The organism is Accumulibacter sp. (genome assembly GCF_023806635.1).
Classification (GTDB): Bacteria; Pseudomonadota; Gammaproteobacteria; order Burkholderiales; family Rhodocyclaceae; genus Accumulibacter.
Map to the genome: position 1 here is coordinate 1 of NZ_JAMTDQ010000058.1, position 18,518 is coordinate 18,518.

Sequence of the window (18,518 nt, forward strand, 5' to 3'; positions counted from 1 at the left end):
TGGCGAAGAACGACCCCGACAACGCGGCGATCCTGTCGCAACTCCTCTGCGCCAGCCTCAAGCGTTGCGACTGGGACGAGCTGCAGGCACGGCTCTCGCGCCTGCGGGTGCTGAGCAACGATTATCGCGATCTCTGCGACAACCCCTTCGTCGCGCTCTCGTTGCCGGGAGCCAGCGCGGAGGAGCAGCGCCGCGTCGCGGCCAACTACGCACGCCGCAGCATTCCGGCGAGCGTACTCGATGCGGCAGATTGCGCGGCGGTTGACCGCGCGGAGCGGCGGCCGCCAGCGGCACGTCTGCGCATCGGCTATCTTTCCGCCGACTACCGGAACCACCCGGTCGGGCTGATCATGCCGCAGGTGCTCGAGCTGCATGATCGGTCGCGGGTCGAGGTCTTCGGCTATTCGATGGGGGTGGACGACGGCAGCGAGATCCGCCAGCGGCTGCAGGCAGCCTTCGACCACTTCGTCGATATTGCCGACTGCAGCGTCCGGGAAACCGCCGAACGCGTGCGGAGTGACGGCATCGACATCCTGATCGATCTCAGTGGCTGGACATCGGACGGGCGACCCGAGGCGCTTGCTCTGCGCTGCGCGCCGGTACAGGTCAACTGGCTGGGTTACGCCGGAACACTCGGGCACGCGCGGCTCGCCGACTACCTGCTCGGCGACCCGGTGGTGACGCCGCTGCACGATGCTCCCTGCTACTGCGAGCGGATCATTCACCTGCCGCACTGCTATCTGCCCGCGGACACGACGATCGAGCTCGGCGCACCGCCGTCAAGGCTCGAGGCGGGGTTGCCGGAACACGGCTTCGTCTTCTGCTCGTTCAACAACAGCTACAAGTTCAATCCGCAGGTCTTCGACCTCTGGTGTCGACTGCTGCGCGAGATCGATGGGAGTTGCCTGTGGCTCAGCCTGCCTGCCGACACGGCCGGCGACCGCCTGCGGAGCGAGGCGCAGCGTCGTGGCGTCGATCCGGCGCGGCTGGTGTTCGCCAGCAGAGTGGCGTCCCGGCATGACCACCTCTCGCGGCTGCAGCTGGCGGATCTCGCCCTCGATCCCTTTCCCTACAACTCGCATTCGACCGGCATCGATGTCCTGTGGGCCGGGGTGCCGATGGTCGCGCTTCTTGGCGACACCTTTCCCGGTCGCGTGGGCGCGAGTCTGCTGCGCGCGGCGGGTCTGCCGGAACTGGTTGCCAGTTCGCCGGATGAGTACTGCGAGATCGCCCGGTCGCTGGCCAGGGATCCGCAGCGCCTGCTGCAGTTGCGCAACCGGCTGGCTGCCGACCGCAGCCGCTGTCCGCTCTTCGACATGCCGCGCTTCGTTCGCGCCCTGGAGGACGTCTACTTCCGGATGTGGGATGACCGGCATAGTCGCGCTGAGCCTGCCGCCGCGATCGCCTGATCAGCGCGCGTGCGGCCTGCGTGTGCTGGCAGCCAGGCGGTGATCGCGGTCCGGCGTGAGCGACGGTTCGCGCAAGAGCAGCCGCATGTCTGCGCGGTCGAGCCGGGCAACGTAGTGCGGTGGAAAGCTGCCGCCCTGCTGCTCGACGAGGTTCTGCACATAGCTCGGCGGCCAGCGTCGCACCATCGTCGCCCGCGCAGCCTCGTGCAGCGGCGTGAAGGCGCCGACGAACAGCATCAGGACGATCAGCCACGGGTACCCGACGCCGAGCGCTGGCCTGCCGGCGGCGCGCAGGACGCTGAGTGTCAGCAGCATCAGCATCGTCAGCGAGGCAAGCGAAGCGCGCAGCAGCAGATCGTTCGACGGGCCGAAGCTGAGCAGAGGCAGCAGCAGCAGCGTCATCGCGGCGAACAGCAGGATGCCGCGCGAGTGTTGCAGACGGGACCACAGCGCGAGGGCGAGCGCGCCGAACTCAAGCGCCACGAAAATCAGGTAGGCGAGAATGTGGTCGCGCGTTGCCGTCTCGTTCGCCGTGCCGGTGGCACCAGCCAGGGGGGGTGTGGTGCCGATGCCGCCGATGTCCATGGAGAGGAAGCGGACCATCAGGCCCACCATCAGGATCGTCACGAGCAGCGGCACGGTTGGCGGTGCCTGGTGCGGCTGCGACAGGAACTGCAGCGCCGCGAGCACGACGAAAGGAAGCAGGGCGGGCAGGCCGAAAGGCGTCCAGATCGGCAGCAGCGCCAGCAGCAACAGCGCGAAGCCGGGGAAGGCCGGATGCTGCCAGTGGCGATAGAACAGCGCGCTGGCGAGACAGATCGGCAGGGCATGGTTCGGCGCCCAGTATAGATGCGCCGCGAGTGACGAGTAGCTGAATCGCGTCCACCATTCGAGCCGCACCGGCACCTCCGGCCAGTCGCCCTGATAGGCCAGCACACCGAGCAGATCCATGCCGCTGAACGAAAGCACCAGCAGCAGGGCGAGTGCCAGTCCGGCTACCGGGCGTCGTGGCAGCGGCAGGCTGAAGAGGAAAATGGCCGTTCCGAGCACGGTCCAGAGATAGAGAGCCAGGTCGGCGCTGGCGATCCCCAGTGTCTTGGCCACGACTGCGGCGGGCAGGAAGTAACCGATCGCCGAACGCAGGATGTGGTGGATGCCGTCCTTCTCGGCATAGGAGACCGGCCAGTCGCCGAACACCAGGTCGCCCAGGACCGCATCGCGCACCATCCAGTCGATCGGCGCCGCCAGGAAGTGGCCGGCGCCGCCGAGGGCACACCAGGCGAAAGCGGTGGCGACGATCAGCAACGCCGGGGCTGCACGGTACGGACAGCGCCAGCGCACCTGCCGCCAGTCGACGGCCGACCGCGCCGACCAGAGCAGGAGCAACGAGAAGAAGACGGCAAACGGCCAGCGCAACCAGCCGGCGAGAAAGATCAGGTTCGGCAGCGCCAGGTAGAGCAGCGCAGCGACCGAGACCGAATCGATCGACTTCGCCGAGTGTCTTGCATCATGTGCGAGCAGCCAGGACGGGAGGCGCTTTTCGCTGGCGGCCGAAGCCTGCCTTGAGCCGGGGTCAGGCGCCTGTCGTGGCGGCGTCAAAGTTGACCCGCTCCTTCTCGACCACCAGTGGTCGCCTGAGCACCTGCGTGTGGATTGCCGCGATGTATTCGCCAAGGATACCGATGAAGAACAGTTGCACCGAGGCGAAGAAGAAGAAACCGATCACTACCGGAGCCATACCGACCGAGAACTGATCCCAGCGCAGCAGCTTGTAGGTCAGGTAGCCGATCGCCACCAGCAGGCTGAGACCCGAAAGGGCGAAGCCGGCCATCGTCGCCAGCCTGATCGGCAGCTTCGAATGGCTGGTGATGCCGAGGATCGCCATGTCGTAGAGCGTGTAGAAGTTGTTCTTGCTGATGCCGCGCGTACGCTGCGGCTGCACGAACGGCACCTCCGCATGTTCGAAGCCAATGTCCGCGATCAGACCGCGGAAGTACGGGTAGGGATCGTCCACCTGGCGAACGACTTCGATGACCGATCGGTCGTAGAGCCCGAAACCCGTGAAGTTGGGGATCAGCCGGGTTTCCGAGATGCGGCCGATGGTCGTGTAGAAAGCGTGTCGAACGAAGGACATCGCCACCGTGCGCTGGACCCCACAGCGGACGCCGGCAACGACGCGGTAGCCCTGTTCCCACCTGCGCACGAATTCCGGGATCAGTTCGGGCGGTTCCTGCAGGTCGGAGGCCATGGCGATCACCGCGTCACCGCGCGCCTGCAGCAGCGCGTGCATCGGCGAGCGGATGTGGCCGAAATTGCGGGCGTTGACGATCAGCTTGACGCGCCGATCGTTGGCGGCAATCGCCTTGATCCTTTGCACCGTGGCATCGGTCGACGCGTTGTCGATGAAGATGTGCTCGTAGTCGTAGGCGGGCAGTCGCTCGAACTGGGCACGGATGCGGGAATGCAGCTCCTCGACGTTGTCTTCCTCGTTGAAGCAGCCGGTGACGACGCTGATCAGTTTCATCTTCGGCCGTTACAGCCCGCGCTGGTAGATCAGTGCGTTGAGCTGCTCGTTCTCGGCGTAGGGGCTGTCGATGGCGTCGATCATGATCGGTTCGTCGGCCGCCACGTCGCGCAGCAGGACCTCGCCGCGCATCAGTTCGCGGCAGGAGATCTGGCCCTTCTGCAGCGGAATGGCGAGATACACGTCGTCATCCTGCAGTGCGTGCCCGTGTGCCAAGGCGCGTCGGGCGTAGACGCCGCGCACCAGTGCGTCGAGATACTGGATCTCTTGCCGGGCCGGAATCCGCTTCTGTGTGCCGGGCGCGCCACACATCTCGACTGCCTGCCGGTGTGCCTTGAACCACTGGTCGATCTGATGCGGCAGACTGCAATACTCCGAAGGCTGCACGCCGTCGCCGGCGATATCGATGTGGCGCTCGAAGGTGCGCGCACCCTTGGCGTAGGCGATCGCGATCGACGCCTGCCAGTCGCGGTGTTCGTGGGTCGAGAAGCCGATCACGTTCATCGGGTAGCGGTCGCGCAGGAAATCGATCTGGTTCAGCTCCAGTTCGCGGTTCTCGGACGGATAGAGCGACACGCAGTGGTTGATCGCGAGCGGGATTTCGCGCCGGTTGAAGAAGGTCACGAGATCGTCGACGTCCTTCAGCGACGAACCGCCGGTGGAGACGATGACCGGCTTCTTGGTACTGGCGATCTTCTCGATGAGAATCCAGTCGTTGATATCCGAGCTGGCGATCTTGATGATTTCGACCCCGAGTTCGACGCCGAGGTCCACCGATACCTCGTCGAAGGGTGTCGCCATCGGGATGCAGCCCGCTCGCCTGATGGCTGTGGTCAGGCGGGCGTACTCGCTGCGCGCGAGACGGGTGTCGAGCGTCTTGCGGATGTAGCGGACATCGGTGCGTTGACGGAAATCCTTGTGGATGAAGGCATCGACGTCGCGCAACTGCAGCTTGATCGCCGCCCTGACGCTGTTGAAGCGAACGATGCGCGAGAAATCGGTGATGATCTTCAGGCCGCGTTCGACACGACCGAGGTGGTTGTTGGCCATCTCGAGCACGAACAGGTCTTCGAAGATGCCGCCGGACGGCGGTCTGGGCAGACGAATCATTGGGCTTTTCAAGCCAAGTCGGATGGCGTCAATCTATCATGTTACGTGCCAGTTCGTCGCGTTCGAGGAAGGGGTACATGTCCTCCAGCGGTGCGCTGACGATCTGGCCGTCAGGCAGCCGACGCGAGCTGGTGCGCGGCTCGAACTGCTGCGTTTCGTCCAGGACGACCTGGCACAGATGCGGCTCGCTCGTCTCGAGTATGGCGGGCAGGCGCTGCGCGAAGTCGGCGCCGTCGAGCCGCGAGGCACTGATGCCGAAAGCTGTGGCAACCGACACGAAATCCGGCAGGGTGACGCCGGAATCTGGGTCGGCGCCGGCAAGGCGGCCGAAGAAGTTCGTCTGCGAGGTGCGGATCGACAGGTAGCCGCGGTTGTCGAGGACGAAAATCTTGATCGGCAGCCGGTGCTGGGCGATCGTCTGCAACTCCTGCAGGTTCATCATGATGCTGCCGTCACCGGCGAGGCAGATGATGCGCCGCTGACTGCCGCGGGCGGCCAGTGCGCCGAACCAGGCGCCAATCGCGGCCGGGAGGTCGTAGCCCATCGAGGCGCTGCCGGAGTTCGAGAACAGGCGCTGTCCGCGCTTCAGCGCGGCAGCTTGGAAGGGGACGATGGTCGCGGTGGCGTTGCCGCAGGCGATGATGTCGTCTTCGGTCAGCCGCTCGAAAAGCGCCTCGATGAAGTGGTAGGGATTGATCCTGCCGTTGAACTCGCGATGTTTCGGCAAGACCACGGGGTAATCGATCAAGCGTTGTCGGCACCAGGCGAGCCAGCGATCGTGTTCAGGGTTCGGGGGCAGCGGTTGCCTGGCAAGTCGCGCGTTCATCTGCGCCAGGAAATCGCGCAGGTCGCAGCAGATCGCGAGATCGGGTCGGACCACAGGCTTTGCCAGTTCTGCCGGGTCGATATCGACCTGTATCTTGAACGCCCGTGGTGCGAATGCCTGCCAGTTGTAGCCCACCTGACGGACGTTCAAACGGCTGCCGAGGATCAGCAGCAGGTCGGCATTCTGCACCGTGAAGTTGCCGGCGCGGGTGCCGATGGTGCCGGGCCGACCGCAGAACAGCGGGTCATCGGTGGCGATCAGGTCGTGCGTCCACGCCGTGGTCACCGGGATGCCGAGACGGCGGATCAGCATGGCGAACTCCTTGCTCGCATGGGCCGCACGGATGCCGGTTCCGGCGATGATGACCGGGCGGCGGGCCTGGTCCAGCCGCTGGAGCAAAACGTCCAGCTCGACATCGGAAGCCCTGTGGTCGGGCTCTTGCGGAGGAGCGAAGCGACGCATGCTGGCCGGTTCCACCTGTGCGCTCTGCACGTCGATCGGAATATCGAGCCATACCGGGCCTGGTCGGCCCGAGGCTGCGAGGTGCAGAGACTGATCGAGATGCCACCCGATGTCGTCGGGCTGGTCGACGATCGTCGCGCACTTGGTGATGCCACGCACCATCGGGATGATCTCGCTTTCCTGGTCGCCCAATTGACGCAGGCCGCGAACGGGCGTCGTCGCCAGACAGGTGGCGCGCTTGACTTGGCCCGACAGGACCATCATCGGCAGCGAGTCGGTCCAGGCGCCGAAGACGCCATTGATCGCGTTGATTCCCCCGGGACCGGTGGTGACGTTGAGGATGGCCGGCCTGCAGGCGATGCGGGCGTAGGCTTCGGCCGCCATCGCTGCCGCCTGTTCGTGATGGAAAAAAACGGGGGTGATGTCGGGATGACCACAGAGTGCATCATTGAGGAACATCGCCCCGCCACCGGTGACGAGGAAGACATGGCGAAGACCGTGATCGGCCATCGATTGAGCCAGGTACGTGGCGACGGTAGTCATGGGCTGGTCTGATCCGTGGGTGAAGCAAAGGCGCAAGTCCAGTTCGGCGCCGGCATGGACGCCCCAGAAATGGGCCTCGCCCCGACCAGCGCTTCTGCGACGAATGATCTCGCCGACGATCAGTCCTTCCCAGGACGCGCCGCACTTGGGATGGGCGAAAGTTACCACGAAAGATCGGATGGAGCATCCAGGATTTGATGGATGGTGCTCGAGCATAGGAGGGGCAACTCGTACTGGTGTGCCGGTGATGATCACGGGGCGACGCGCGGACGCAAGCCACTCTCAGGCCGTCGCGGGTGCTCGCTGCCATCGGGTGCGGGCGCGCTCTGCGGCCCAAAGCGGCGCAGGCTGCTGCGATCGACCGCGGCGCGCTGAACGTCGGGGCGCGCAGTGGTTCCTGATCGGCTGCAACGGCCAGCACGGGTACAATAACGAAGATGACGCGATGCTCACGGCAAGTGCCGCCGTGGGCATCATTCTCGGCGAGCGAAAGGGCAAGGCGGACATCCCGGCCACCAATGTCGATAACGATGATCACGAACGAAAACGGAACCAGGGGGGGCACGTGAAGGCGGTCATCCTCGCCGGTGGTTTCGGCACGCGGTTGTCCGAGGAAACCGTGGCACGTCCCAAGCCGATGGTGGAGATCGGTGGCAAGCCGATTCTTTGGCACATCATGAAGCTCTATGCGCACTTCGGTATCGTGGAGTTTGTGATTTGCCTCGGCTACAAGGGCTACATGATCAAGGAGTACTTCGCCAACTACCTCCTCCATATGTCCGACGTGACCATCGATATCGCCGGCAATCGCCTGCAGATTCACCAGAACCATGCCGATGCGTGGAAGGTGACGCTCGTCGATACCGGGGAGGCAACGCAAACGGGCGGCCGCCTGAAGCGTGTCGCTCGGTATCTGGAAGATGATGTCTTCTGCATGACCTACGGCGATGGCTTGAGCGATCTCGATATTGGCGCGGAAATCGCTTTCCACCGGCAACACGGCGGCTTGGCCACGATCTGTGCCGTGCAGCCACCGGGACGCTTCGGCGCCCTGGAACTGGCAGCCGAAAGAGTGGCGGGCTTCAGGGAAAAGCCACTTGGCGACAGCGCCTGGATCAATGGTGGTTTCTTCGTGCTCTCCCCGCGCGTGCTGGATTTCGTGTCCGGTGACCAGATTCTCTGGGAGCGCGAGCCGCTCGAAAGCCTTGCCAGCACCGGGCAGCTATTTGTCTTTCGACACGCGGGATTTTGGCAGCCGATGGATACGCTGCGCGACAGGAACCACCTGGAAGACCTGTGGAACTCCGGCAAGGCCCCATGGAAAGTCTGGGAAAATGAACATCCTGATCACCGGTAATGCCGGCTATCTTGGTCCGGTGCTGATCCGGCATTTGCGCCGATCTCTGCCGCAGCACCGTTACATCGGTTTCGACAGCGGCTATTTCGCCCACGTTCTGACGGGTGCTTCGCGACTTCCGGAAACACGGTGCGATGTGCAGCATTGGGGCGACCTGCGTGATTTTCCCTACGACCTTCTGAACGGCATCGACGTCGTCGTCCACCTCGCGGCGATTTCCAACGACCCGATGGGCCAGCGCTTCGCGGCAGTCACTGAAACCATCAACGACACGGCCAGCCGCGCGCTGGCCGTTGAAGCCCGGCGCCGCGGGGTGCGGGCATTCATTCTCGCATCGAGTTGCAGCATCTACGGCCAGGCAGCCGGGGCGCCACGCAGCGAGTCGAGTCCCCTCAATCCGCTGACCGCCTATGCGCGCTCCAAGGTCCGGATGGAAGAAGCCTTGCAGTGTCTGGCCGACGACCAGTTCGTCGTCACCTCACTGCGCTTTGCCACCGCCTGCGGCATGTCGGACCGTCTGCGGCTCGACCTCGTATTGAACGACTTCGTTGCTTGCGCCATGAGCAGTGGGGAAATCACGATTCTCAGCGACGGGACACCGTGGCGACCGCTGATCGATGTCAACGACATGTCCCTGGCGATAGAGTGGGCGATTCGGCGGCAGCCAGGCGTCGCCGGCCCCTTCCTGGCGGTCAACGTCGGCAAGACCAACCATCAGGTCATCGATCTGGCCAAAGCCGTGGCCGCAGCCATTCCTGCTACCCGCATCAGCGTAAACGCTGCTGCCGCACCGGATAAACGTTCCTACCAGGTCGATTTTTCCCTGTTCCAATCGATGGCGCCGGACCACCAGCCGCAGGTATCGCTGCGACAAAGCATCGAGCAACTCAGGAGCGGCATGCAACGCATCAAGTTTGCCGACAGCGAGTTCCGCAGTTCCGACTACATGCGCCTGAAGGTGCTCGAACGGCACGTGCAAACCCATCAACTCACGGACGACCTGCGCTGGACCGGCGTGCAGTAAGGCCGGCGCCTGCCTCTTCACCACTGCCACGGACACATCCATGACCCCTGATGAACTGCGCCTCGCCATCCTCCAGCAAGTCCGCCAATACGCCGACTCGGTACTCATCCCGCAACCCTTCGTTCCCGGCCAAACGCCCCTGCCCCCATCCGGCAAGACGCTGCATGCCGAGGACTTCGTCTCGCTGGTGGACTCTGCCCTCGATGGCTGGCTGACGACCGGCCGCTTCAACGACGTATTCGAGAGCGAACTGGCGGCCATGATCGGCGTCCGCTTCTGCCGCACCGCCAATTCCGGATCGTCAGCCAACCTGCTGGCATTGTCGGCGCTCACCTCACCACAACTTGGCGCACGTGCCCTGAAGCCAGGCGATGAGGTCATTACTGCGGCGGCGGGTTTCCCGACAACGGTCAACCCCATTCTGCAGAATGGCCTGATACCGGTCTTCGTCGATTCCGCAGCGCCCTGCTACAACCCGACGCTGGCCTCGATCGCCGCCGCCATTGGCCCGCAGACGCGCGCCATCATGCTCGCCCACACACTCGGAATCCCCTTCGCGGTCGAAGAAGTGCGAGAGCTTGCCGATCATCACGGACTCTGGCTGGTGGAAGATTGCTGCGATGCCCTCGGCAGCACCTATCGCGACCGCAAGGTCGGCACCTTTGGCCATATCGGCACCCTGAGCTTCTACCCCGCGCATCACATCACCATGGGCGAAGGCGGCGCCGTCTTCACTGACGATCCGCAGTTGGCGAAGTTGGTCGAGTCGTTCCGCGACTGGGGCCGTGACTGCTACTGCCCGCCTGGTCGTGACAACACCTGCGGCAAGCGCTATGAATGGCAACTCGGAAAGCTGCCACGCGGTTACGACCACAAGTACATTTACGCGCACGCTGGCTACAACCTGAAGATCACCGATATGCAAGCCGCCGTGGCGCTTTCCCAGTTGCGTCGCGTCGGGGATCTGATCGCGGCAAGAAAGAGCAACTTTGCGCATCTTCGGGAGCGACTGGCGCACCTGCAGGAGTTCCTCATTCTGCCGGAAGCGACACCCGGAAGCGACCCTTCATGGTTTGGCTTCCCGATCACCCTGACGCAAGCGGCCGGTGTCGAACGGGTTGAGTTGCTGCGCTATCTCGACGAGCGACGGATCGGCACGCGGCTGCTGATGGCCGGCAATCTCGTCAGGCAACCGTATTTTGCGGGTCGGCAATACCGCGTTTCCGGCACACTGGAAGGCGCTGACAAGATCATGGCGGACTGCTTTTGGGTCGGCATCTATCCCGGACTCGATGCAGAAAAGCTGGATTACCTCGCCGATCAGTTGGGGCAGTTCTTCGGCTACGGATTCTAGCTTGCCAATGTCAGTGGTTTCTGCACTTGCGCCACTACCGCGGGCCGACCTCGAGCACGTTCTGGCACATACCGAGGCGGTCTGGCGCGAAATGGCAGGAGCGTCGATCTTCATTACCGGAGGAACCGGGTTCTTCGGGCGCTGGCTGTTGGAGACGCTTGCCTGGGCCAATGAGCGGCTGCAGGTCGGCATATGCGCCACGCTCCTTTCTCGGGATCCGGCGACACATGCCCGCCGCAATCCCCGCTTGGCTGCCAACCGCTCGATGGCAGTCATCGGCGGCGATGTCCGCAGCTTTGATTTTCCCGCGGGCCGTTTCACGCACGTGGTGCATGCTGCCTTCGATTCCTCCCGGCCGATCGGCGATCGGATGGCGGCGTTCGACACGCTTGTCGCCGGCACGCGCAGGGTCCTGGAATTTGCCGCGACACAACCGCTCCAGAACATGCTCTTCGTCAGTTCCGGTGCGGTCTACGGCCCGCAGCCGCCCGGCATGGCATGCATGCCGGAAGACTACCACGGCGGGCCCGACCCGGCCTCGGCTTCATCCGTCTACGGCGAGGGCAAGCGCGCCGCCGAACTTCTTTGCGCCTTGGCTGCGGCGAATGGCCTGCCGGTCGCAATCGCGCGCTGCTTTGCCTTCATCGGCCCCGGCCTGCCGCTCGACGCCCACTTCGCCGCCGGCAATTTCCTGTGTGACGCTGCAGCCGGCAGGGAGATCGTCATCAAGGGCGACGGGAGCGCGCTGCGTTCTTACCTCTACGCTGCCGATCTCGCCATCTGGTTGTGGACCGTGCTGCTGAAGGGACAAGCGGGACGCGCCTACAACATCGGCAGCGAGGAGGCGATCAGCATCGGCGACTTGGCGCACACCATCGCGGCGCGCGCATCCGGACGCCCCCCCGTGCGCATTCTCGGAATGCGCGGCCAGGCCTCGGTCGAGCGCTACGTACCGTGCGTGCGCCGCGCTGTGCAGGAACTCGGCCTCGCCCGTACGGTTGCTCTCGACGACGCAGTCGACCGCTGCTTCCGTTGGCTTGAAAAGAGCCAATGATATGACGCGCATGCAGTCGATCCTGGATCGCGTCCTACCTGCGGCGCTGCATGAGCCGCCGCCGCGGCAGCTTTTCCTGATCTACGCCCCAGCGAAGCGCGGCTTCGCGTTTGCAAGCGTGATCGACGGAGTCGGGCTGGCGCCGATGGGATTAGCCGATCGACGTTCGAGCCCGGACGACAACATCGTCGGGCTGCCAAGCTGCACCATCGCTGCTTGGGCCTCGCACCACGGCGCCGGTATCGGCGCCGTGGCCGTCGTTTTTGGGGATTTGCAATCCCGATGTAGCGTTGGCGCCGCTGCTGGCATTTCTCCAAGCGCTGGGTTCCGGCCGGGTCAAGAGCCCGATCGAATTGCAGGCACACTTCGCTTCCGCCTTGGCCGGCGCCTATAGGCTGACGGCGCCCGCGCGGTACGCGCGCTTTGCCGATTGTCTGTACGCCGTCGATACGCTGTGTATAAACACGACAAGAGCCGCGAAATGCTCCCGAGTACGGTTGCATTCCGTCTCAACGGCGATTACGCTGTCTTTTCCGCACCGAGTCTCGCCCATAAGTACCAGCTTGCCGACTCGTCGCGACGGCGCGCTCCGATGCGGCTCGTCGACTGCGGCGCCTACCTCGGTGACACCATCGTGGCGCCCGCACGAAATGCATTCCATTTTGCTGCAGTCGCGGCATTCGAGCCGGACTCGGCAAACCTCACGCAGCTTCAGCAGCACGTCTGCACGGATTGCCACACCGGCTGCTTCCCTTGCGGCGTGAGCGACGCCACGACATGACGCTCAAGACCTTCTCTGCGTCAGCCAGCGCGGCCAGCCGTATCGACGCTGATTGCGCCGACGGTCACAGCATTCGGTGCGTCGCAATCGACCTCACTGCACGACTTCGCGCGAACCTTGATCAAGATGGACATCGAAGGCGAAGAGCTTGGCGTGCTCAACGGCGCGCTGCGAAGCATTGCCCCATCGCGACCGGCACCGGCCGCAAGCATGTATCATTGCCGGGCCCAACTCTGGGAGACTCCCCTGCTTATTGATGCTTGGCAGCTGGGGTGCTGCTTCGTTTTGCGCAGCCATGCCCGCGGCAGTTTCTACCTCTTGCTCCATGCCGTGCCCGACTGACGGCCGCGGGCATCCGGCAATGCCATCGACTCACGACAACTCCAACCATGACTCATTCCACCCCGACAGCGCAGCCCCGTCTATCGATCGTGATCCCGACAGTCAACCGGTCCTATTGTGTCGGCAGGGCGATCGAAAGTGCACTGGCACAGACCTATTCTCACATCGAGATCATCGTATCGGACAACGGGTCCTCCGACGGAACGCAGGAAGTCATCGCTCGCTACGACGATCCGCGGCTACGCAAATTCCGCCACGAAGAAACCATGCCGTCTGCGATTCACGGCAGCTTCGTTGTCGATGAGGCCCGTGGCGAGTTCTTCCTTGGGTTGTCCGACGACGACTTCCTCGAACCTACCTTCGCCGAGGAGGTCATCGGGCTGTTCGACAAGTACCCGGACTTGGCCTTTGTCTATACCGGGTGCTGGATTCATTACGGGGATGTCCGCGTGCCCTGCCTGCTGGGGCCGGAGGTGGAGGATGGCCCGAGCTTTATCGAAAATCATTACGCCGGCTGGCGTAACGTCTGCTGGTGCGCCTGCGTCTGCAGGATGTCCCTGATGCGCGGGATCGGCAACCTCGGCCACCTGCCGCTGGACACGAATATCGGCGACATGTACTACTGGACGCAACTAGCCTTCATGGGCCGGGTCGGCTGCGTGCAGAAGACTGTCTCCAACTACGTTTTTCTGACGAATGACAATGCAACGGGCGGCGTACCGCCGCCCGTTTGGGCCGCTGAGGAAAGACGCTTCATGGACGGCGTCGAAGTCCGCTTTCGCGATCGATGCGCGGATGATAGACGCTGCGAGAGACTTCGGATACGCATGGCCCGCTACCTGTCGATCACGACGACGCTACAGTTCGTCTGGGTCGCGCTACGCGGAACGACCAAGCTGCAACTCGTTTCCTACTTGCCAAGACTCCGAGGAGTCATTCGCCTCAACGGCGGACTGAAATATCTCGCAGCAGCCCTGTTACTCCCAAGGCCGGTGCTCAGGCGGGTGGTTATCGAGCGGGCCAGAGTGACCGCGCGGGGCAACAGCCGGATGCTACGCTGTTGGCAGAACCATACTTGGTAACAGGCCACCACATCGACCCTTCATGCCGACGATTTCATCCTTTCCGATTCCGCTCGTCTGGACTGCAATCCGCTGTGCCGCCAAAGGCAGCCTGCTGGCCGCCGCTTGGGCTGCATTGCCCTACTACTGGCACCAACCCCATCATCTGGAAGCGCGTCTTCGCCGCGCTGGTGATACCCAACGCCACGTAACGTCGCCTCGTGCTGTTGAAGGCAGCAAGGGCCGCCGCAGCGCATCAGTGCATCATTCGCAATTGGCGCAAACACCTTCTGTGAAATCATGCTTGCCCCGCTCGATCGCGTGATTCTGCGACATCTACCTGAGCACTTGCGCCGCTGGCCCCTTGGTGCCCCGGAGACGTCGCGAGCGGAGGAATGCAACAGGCCGCGGCGTACCGATCAGCTTGCGTCCAGGCGGAGCAGGACGGCACGATCATGAAGATCGTGCCGATCCTGTTCCCCCACCCGTGCCGTGGCGAGACGGCTCCCTACCTGTGCACCTTCCTGCGCAGCATCAATACCGCGTTGCCGCGGAGCGCCTACTACATCGTCGATCCAGCCTGCCTCGACTGGAATCGTTTCCGGCAACGCTGGGAGTTCGAACCATGGAACCAGTGGTTTCACGAGTACCGAATCGATGAACGCCTCAAGCCGGAACGGATCGAGTTCCTCGACGAAAGCCTTCTCGAGCCGCTCGTGCGCCAACATGTCACGCCAATCCGCGCCTGGCGCTTCCTGATCCTGAACAGATACCGGCCACTCGAGGATTTTCTCGAGGCGGCACTCGACCGTGCAGCAGCGGAGCTGGGTGGCATAGACTGCGTGCTCACGTGGCTCAATGTGGCGAGCCTGCAGTACGTCTGCGCCAGACGCGGCATCGCCCTCGTGCATAACGAACACGGACCCTTGCGCAAGCCCATCTGGCGCCACACGGCCTATTTCGACTTTTTCGGCGTCAATGGACAGACCGCTGCTGCGGCTGAATTTGCCGCTTTCTGCGAGCAGTTTGCGCAGCGAGACCAGTGGCCGTCGCTCGAGGACATTCGTGATGCACTGCTGACAGCAGCACGATCCGAAGCTCCGCTGGTGGCACCCTATCGCTGTGGTGTTGCAGCTCAACTCGAAGAGGATTCGAATCTGGTTGCCTTCGGCAATGGCTTTTCCAGCCTCGAGGTGGTACGCCATTGCCAGCGGAAGTTCGGCTGGGAGCAGGTGCTCATTCGCCTGCACCCGATGGGAATCGCCATGGTCCGCGGCCATCTGGACACATCGCCAAACGCCCTCGCTTTCATCGGGCAGTGTGACGAGATTCACACGGTCAATTCCAGCGTGGCGGCCGAAGCGCTGCTGTTCGGCAAGACTGTCGTGACCTATGGTGACACGCCGTTGCGGGTCGCCATGCGCCCGCAGCCCGACGGAGATGGAACGGTCTGGACTTCCGAGGGAGTGGCCTTCCCGGCGCGGGCGGCCACCTTTTTCTTCCTGAGCTACCTGATGCCGTACAGTCTGGTATTCGATCCCGCATACATTGGCTGGCGGCTGCGCCGGCCGAGCCATCTGGCGCGTATGGTGGCTCACCTGCGCCACTACAGCGGTCTGCCACCGCGCTACGAAGAAGGGCCCCCCTCCGGCAATGTCGCGGCGGAATTCGAGGAATTGCTCGGCCGTTTGGCCGAAGCCGGGCGCACGCAGGCGGCCACCCCCGCTGCGTCCGAAGGCGAACCATTTTCCTTCGAAGGCGTTCCCTCGTTCTACCGGCAGATCGATGAACGGCAAGCCCTGCTTCGGGAATGCCATGCCCTTCGGCACGAACACGATGCCACGCTCGCTTCAAGAAGCTGGAAGATCACCGCCCCACTGCGCTGGCTCGATGCTCGCCTCCGTTCGCGCCGGCCATCCTAGCCGCGAGACGCGACATTCGGCGATGATTGTCACCAGCGACCATCCGCGAGGCCCGGCTTGATCGAGACACTCAACAAGCTGATGACGCTGTTCCCGCAATCCGACCGGCGACAGGTCGCGGGCATCTTCCTCGCCATCCTGGTCGGCGCCGCCCTTGAAGCGCTCTGCGTCAGTCTCATCTTCCCGGTGGTGTCGATCCTCGCCAATCCGCAAGCTGCCCTCGCTGCCCCCTACGTTCGCATTGCCTACGAACTGCTCGGTGCGCCGCCGGTACGCAACTTCATAATTGCGCTGCTTGGCGCGCTGGTGGCGCTCTATCTCGCGAAGAACGGCTATCTCGCGGCGCTGACGCTGCTGCAGAGCCGATTCGCTTTTGCCAAACAGAGCTTTCTGTCGCAGCGCCTGTTTCGTCTCTATCTCGAGCGCCCCTATGTCGTCCACCTGCGCAGCAACAGCGGCAACCTGATCCGCAACCTGACGCATGAGGCCGACCAAGTCATCTGGTCGGTGTTGTTACCCAGTCTGATCCTGATGGCGGAAGGTCTGGTTGCGCTGGCGCTCGTGCTGGTACTGTTCGCGGTCGACGCGCTGGCGGCCGCTATCGTCTGCGCCATGTTCGGTATCGTCGGCGCGGGATTCTACCGACTGATCCGCCAGCGCGTCGCGGTCTGGGGCGAAAGGCGCCAGTACCACGAAGGCGAGCGCATCCGCCGCATCCAGGAGGGGCTTGGTGGCCTGAAGGAAATCAGGGTTCTCGGCTCGACGCCCTACTTCCTCGATTCGTTCACCTTCCACAACCGCGGCCGTGCCCGTTATTACAGCCGGCACATTCTTGCCCAGGGATTGCCGCTGCTCCTGCTCGAGGTGCTGGCCATGGCGAGCCTGCTCGCGATCGTCGCGGCAAGTCTGCTGCGCAACAATTCCTTCGAAATGGTGCTGCCGATGCTCGGCCTCTTCGTCGGCGCCTCGTTCCGCTTGGTGCCTGCTGTGAACCGGGTGATCATCACCTTCCAGCAGATTCGCTTCTGCAAGGCGACCATCGACACGCTTCACGCCGAACTCGGCCCTTGGCAGGAAGCGGCGTCGGCCGCCAAGCCGCCGCAGCCGTTGCCCCTCCTGCACGGCCTGCACATCGAGGACCTGCGCTTCACCTATCCCGGGGCAAAGCACACGACCATCGACGGCATCAGCCTCGACATCCCCAAGGGTGCCACCATAGGTTTCACTGGCAAGTCAGGGTCGGGAAAGACGACCCTGGTCGACCTGATCCTCGGCGTGCTGACGCCGGATGGCGGCCAAATCCTCGTCGATGGCCAGGACATCACGGCGAATCTGGCCGGATGGCAATCGCAGCTTGGCTATATTCCGCAGTCGATCTACCTGTCCGACCACACGATCCGCCACAATGTGGCCTTCGGGCTGCAACGCGAAGAAATCGACGACGACGCGGTCTGGCGTGCGCTGACGGCGGCCCAGCTCGACGATTTCGTGCGCGACCTGCCCGGTTGCCTCGAAACCCCGGTCGGCGAGCATGGCATCCGCTTGTCGGGCGGGCAGCGCCAACGCATCGGCATAGCGCGAGCACTTTACCGCGATCCGCCCGTACTGGTCCTCGACGAAGCGACTGCGGCGCTCGACAATGCCACCGAAAGTGAGGTCATGCGCGCGATCCATGCCCTGCACGGGCAGAAGACCATCCTGATCATCGCGCACCGCCTTACCACGCTGGAGGCCTGCGACCTCGTCGTACGCATGGAGAGCGGGCGCATCGTGCAGATCGGGCCTCCCGGCGAGGTGCTGAGACGGCACCACTGAGCCGTCCAGCCGGTGCGCGGGCGGGGAGGGCGCGGTGGCGCAACCAAGGCCGCTCGTGCTCCTTCACTCGTCCATGACGACGCTCGTGTAAACCTCCTGTACGTCATCGAGGCCCTCGAGCACGTCGATCAGCTTCTGCATGCGCAGCGCCTCGTCACCCGCAAGCTGGGTCTCGTTCTCCGCCTTCATGGTGACGCTGCCATATTCGGCGGTGAAACCGGCGGCGGCGAGGGCTTCCTTGACCGCCATGTATTCATTGGCGGGTGTGATCACCTCGACCGAACCGTCATCGTTGCTCAGGACGTCGTCGGCGCCGGCGTCGATGGCCGCCTCCATCAAGGCCCCCTCGTCGGTTCCGGGGGCGAAGAGGAGCTGGCCGCAGTGCCTGAACTGGAAGGCGACACAGCCATCGGTGCCGAGGTTGCCGCCATATTTGTTGAAGGCGTGACGGACCTCGGCGACGGTGCGTGTGCGGTTGTCGGTCAGGCAATCGACGATCACGGCTGCGCCACCGATTCCGTAGCCCTCGTAGCGGACCTCGATGTAGTCGACGCCTTCGAGCTCGCCGGTTCCCTTCTTGATCGCATTGTCGATCTTGTCCCTGGGCATGTTGACCTGCTTGCCCTTGTCGATCGCCAGCCGCAGGCGCGGATTGAACGAGGGGTCGCCACCGCCGGCCTTGGCGGCAACGGTGATTTCCCGTGCGATCTTGGAGAAGGATGCGCTGCGCTTCTCATCCTGCTTGCCCTTGCGGTGCTGGATGTTGGCCCATTTCGAATGTCCTGCCATGCTGCCCTCTGAAGAATTCCGCTACGCTGCGGCCACACCCCGAGCAACAAAACGGGCCGCAAATGGTCGATAATCAAGGCCGGCATTCTAGCACTTCCGCCGCACCATCCTTTCCCGTCATCGCTTTCCGGAGTCGTCCATGGTC

General features: G+C 63.7%; 15 protein-coding genes and 1 pseudogene. 11 read left to right on the forward strand and 5 right to left on the reverse strand.

Features of this window, described 5'->3' with window-relative positions; genetic code table 11:
- Window positions 1-1,409 (forward strand): annotated as a pseudogene (locus tag NFW30_RS11200) (hypothetical protein); the annotation flags it as partial.
- Here the strand turns inward: NFW30_RS11200 and NFW30_RS11205 are convergent.
- Genes NFW30_RS11205 through NFW30_RS11220 form a run of 4 tightly spaced genes read right to left on the reverse strand, consistent with a single transcriptional unit; the run spans window position 1,410 to window position 6,874 of the window.
- Complete coding sequence (locus NFW30_RS11205; RefSeq protein WP_295372086.1) at window positions 1,410-3,008, reverse strand: hypothetical protein; 1,599 nt, start codon at window positions 3,006-3,008, stop codon at window positions 1,410-1,412. It lies immediately after the preceding pseudogene.
- The gene (locus NFW30_RS11210) at window positions 2,983-3,933 is read right to left on the reverse strand and encodes a glycosyltransferase family 2 protein (RefSeq protein ID WP_295372088.1); all 951 of its coding nucleotides are present in this window, start codon (window positions 3,931-3,933) and stop codon (window positions 2,983-2,985) included. Before NFW30_RS11210 ends, NFW30_RS11205 begins: the two co-directional genes overlap by 26 nt.
- Before the next feature lie 9 nt (window positions 3,934-3,942).
- Window positions 3,943-5,043, reverse strand: coding sequence for an N-acetylneuraminate synthase family protein (locus NFW30_RS11215; protein ID WP_295352104.1), 1,101 nt, complete (start codon window positions 5,041-5,043; stop codon window positions 3,943-3,945).
- Between the two features lie 28 nt (window positions 5,044-5,071).
- The gene (locus tag NFW30_RS11220; protein WP_295352107.1) at window positions 5,072-6,874 is read right to left on the reverse strand and encodes a thiamine pyrophosphate-binding protein; all 1,803 of its coding nucleotides are present in this window, start codon (window positions 6,872-6,874) and stop codon (window positions 5,072-5,074) included.
- Window positions 6,875-7,439: 565 nt separating this feature from the next.
- Between NFW30_RS11220 and rfbF the strand changes: the two genes are divergently transcribed.
- The 10 genes from rfbF to NFW30_RS11270 all read left to right on the forward strand — a co-directional run bounded on the left by rfbF (window position 7,440) and on the right by NFW30_RS11270 (window position 17,584).
- A complete protein-coding gene (gene rfbF / locus NFW30_RS11225; RefSeq protein WP_295352143.1) occupies window positions 7,440-8,231 on the forward strand; it encodes a glucose-1-phosphate cytidylyltransferase in 792 nt (263 codons plus the stop codon).
- Complete coding sequence (locus NFW30_RS11230; RefSeq protein WP_295352145.1) at window positions 8,209-9,255, forward strand: SDR family oxidoreductase; 1,047 nt, start codon at window positions 8,209-8,211, stop codon at window positions 9,253-9,255. The genes rfbF and NFW30_RS11230 overlap by 23 nt, the downstream gene beginning before the upstream one ends.
- A gap of 40 nt (window positions 9,256-9,295) precedes the next feature.
- The gene (rfbH, locus tag NFW30_RS11235) at window positions 9,296-10,609 is read left to right on the forward strand and encodes a lipopolysaccharide biosynthesis protein RfbH (RefSeq protein ID WP_295352110.1); all 1,314 of its coding nucleotides are present in this window, start codon (window positions 9,296-9,298) and stop codon (window positions 10,607-10,609) included.
- Window positions 10,548-11,663, forward strand: a complete 1,116-nt coding sequence (locus tag NFW30_RS11240; protein WP_295352113.1) for an NAD(P)-dependent oxidoreductase — start codon at window positions 10,548-10,550, stop codon at window positions 11,661-11,663. The genes rfbH and NFW30_RS11240 overlap by 62 nt, the downstream gene beginning before the upstream one ends.
- Window positions 11,664-11,673: 10 nt before the next feature.
- Entirely contained in the window at window positions 11,674-12,057 is a 384-nt protein-coding gene (locus NFW30_RS11245; protein WP_295352116.1) for a hypothetical protein, read from the forward strand.
- 60 nt (window positions 12,058-12,117) lie between these two features.
- Complete coding sequence (locus NFW30_RS11250) at window positions 12,118-12,444, forward strand: hypothetical protein (RefSeq protein ID WP_295352118.1); 327 nt, start codon at window positions 12,118-12,120, stop codon at window positions 12,442-12,444.
- Between the two features lie 117 nt (window positions 12,445-12,561).
- Window positions 12,562-12,786, forward strand: coding sequence for a hypothetical protein (locus tag NFW30_RS11255; protein WP_295352121.1), 225 nt, complete (start codon window positions 12,562-12,564; stop codon window positions 12,784-12,786).
- A gap of 47 nt (window positions 12,787-12,833) precedes the next feature.
- Window positions 12,834-13,868 (forward strand): glycosyltransferase family A protein, encoded by a 1,035-nt coding sequence (locus NFW30_RS11260; protein WP_295352125.1) that lies wholly within the window; start codon window positions 12,834-12,836, stop codon window positions 13,866-13,868.
- Between the two features lie 434 nt (window positions 13,869-14,302).
- Complete coding sequence (locus tag NFW30_RS11265; RefSeq protein ID WP_295352128.1) at window positions 14,303-15,769, forward strand: hypothetical protein; 1,467 nt, start codon at window positions 14,303-14,305, stop codon at window positions 15,767-15,769.
- A 57-nt stretch (window positions 15,770-15,826) separates the two neighbouring features.
- Window positions 15,827-17,584 carry an ABC transporter ATP-binding protein gene (locus NFW30_RS11270; protein WP_295352131.1) on the forward strand — a complete coding sequence of 586 codons (1,758 nt, stop codon included), beginning with the start codon at window positions 15,827-15,829 and terminating at the stop codon, window positions 17,582-17,584.
- Between the two features lie 63 nt (window positions 17,585-17,647).
- Here the strand turns inward: NFW30_RS11270 and NFW30_RS11275 are convergent, their stop codons facing one another.
- Entirely contained in the window at window positions 17,648-18,373 is a 726-nt protein-coding gene (locus NFW30_RS11275; RefSeq protein ID WP_295352134.1) for a YebC/PmpR family DNA-binding transcriptional regulator, read from the reverse strand.
- Window positions 18,374-18,518 lie beyond the last annotated feature (145 nt).

Coding starts and splice junctions, on each gene's coding strand:
- NFW30_RS11210 (WP_295372088.1), bottom strand. CDS start 3,933: ATGAAACTGATCAGCGTCGTCACCGGCTGCTTCAACGAGGAAGACAAC.
- NFW30_RS11215 (WP_295352104.1), bottom strand. CDS start 5,043: ATGATTCGTCTGCCCAGACCGCCGTCCGGCGGCATCTTCGAAGACCTG.
- NFW30_RS11220 (WP_295352107.1), bottom strand. CDS start 6,874: ATGACTACCGTCGCCACGTACCTGGCTCAATCGATGGCCGATCACGGT.
- NFW30_RS11230 (WP_295352145.1), top strand. CDS start 8,209: ATGAACATCCTGATCACCGGTAATGCCGGCTATCTTGGTCCGGTGCTG.
- rfbH (WP_295352110.1), top strand. CDS start 9,296: ATGACCCCTGATGAACTGCGCCTCGCCATCCTCCAGCAAGTCCGCCAA.
- NFW30_RS11240 (WP_295352113.1), top strand. CDS start 10,548: ATGCAGAAAAGCTGGATTACCTCGCCGATCAGTTGGGGCAGTTCTTCG.
- NFW30_RS11245 (WP_295352116.1), top strand. CDS start 11,674: ATGCAGTCGATCCTGGATCGCGTCCTACCTGCGGCGCTGCATGAGCCG.
- NFW30_RS11260 (WP_295352125.1), top strand. CDS start 12,834: ATGACTCATTCCACCCCGACAGCGCAGCCCCGTCTATCGATCGTGATC.
- NFW30_RS11265 (WP_295352128.1), top strand. CDS start 14,303: ATGAAGATCGTGCCGATCCTGTTCCCCCACCCGTGCCGTGGCGAGACG.
- NFW30_RS11275 (WP_295352134.1), bottom strand. CDS start 18,373: ATGGCAGGACATTCGAAATGGGCCAACATCCAGCACCGCAAGGGCAAG.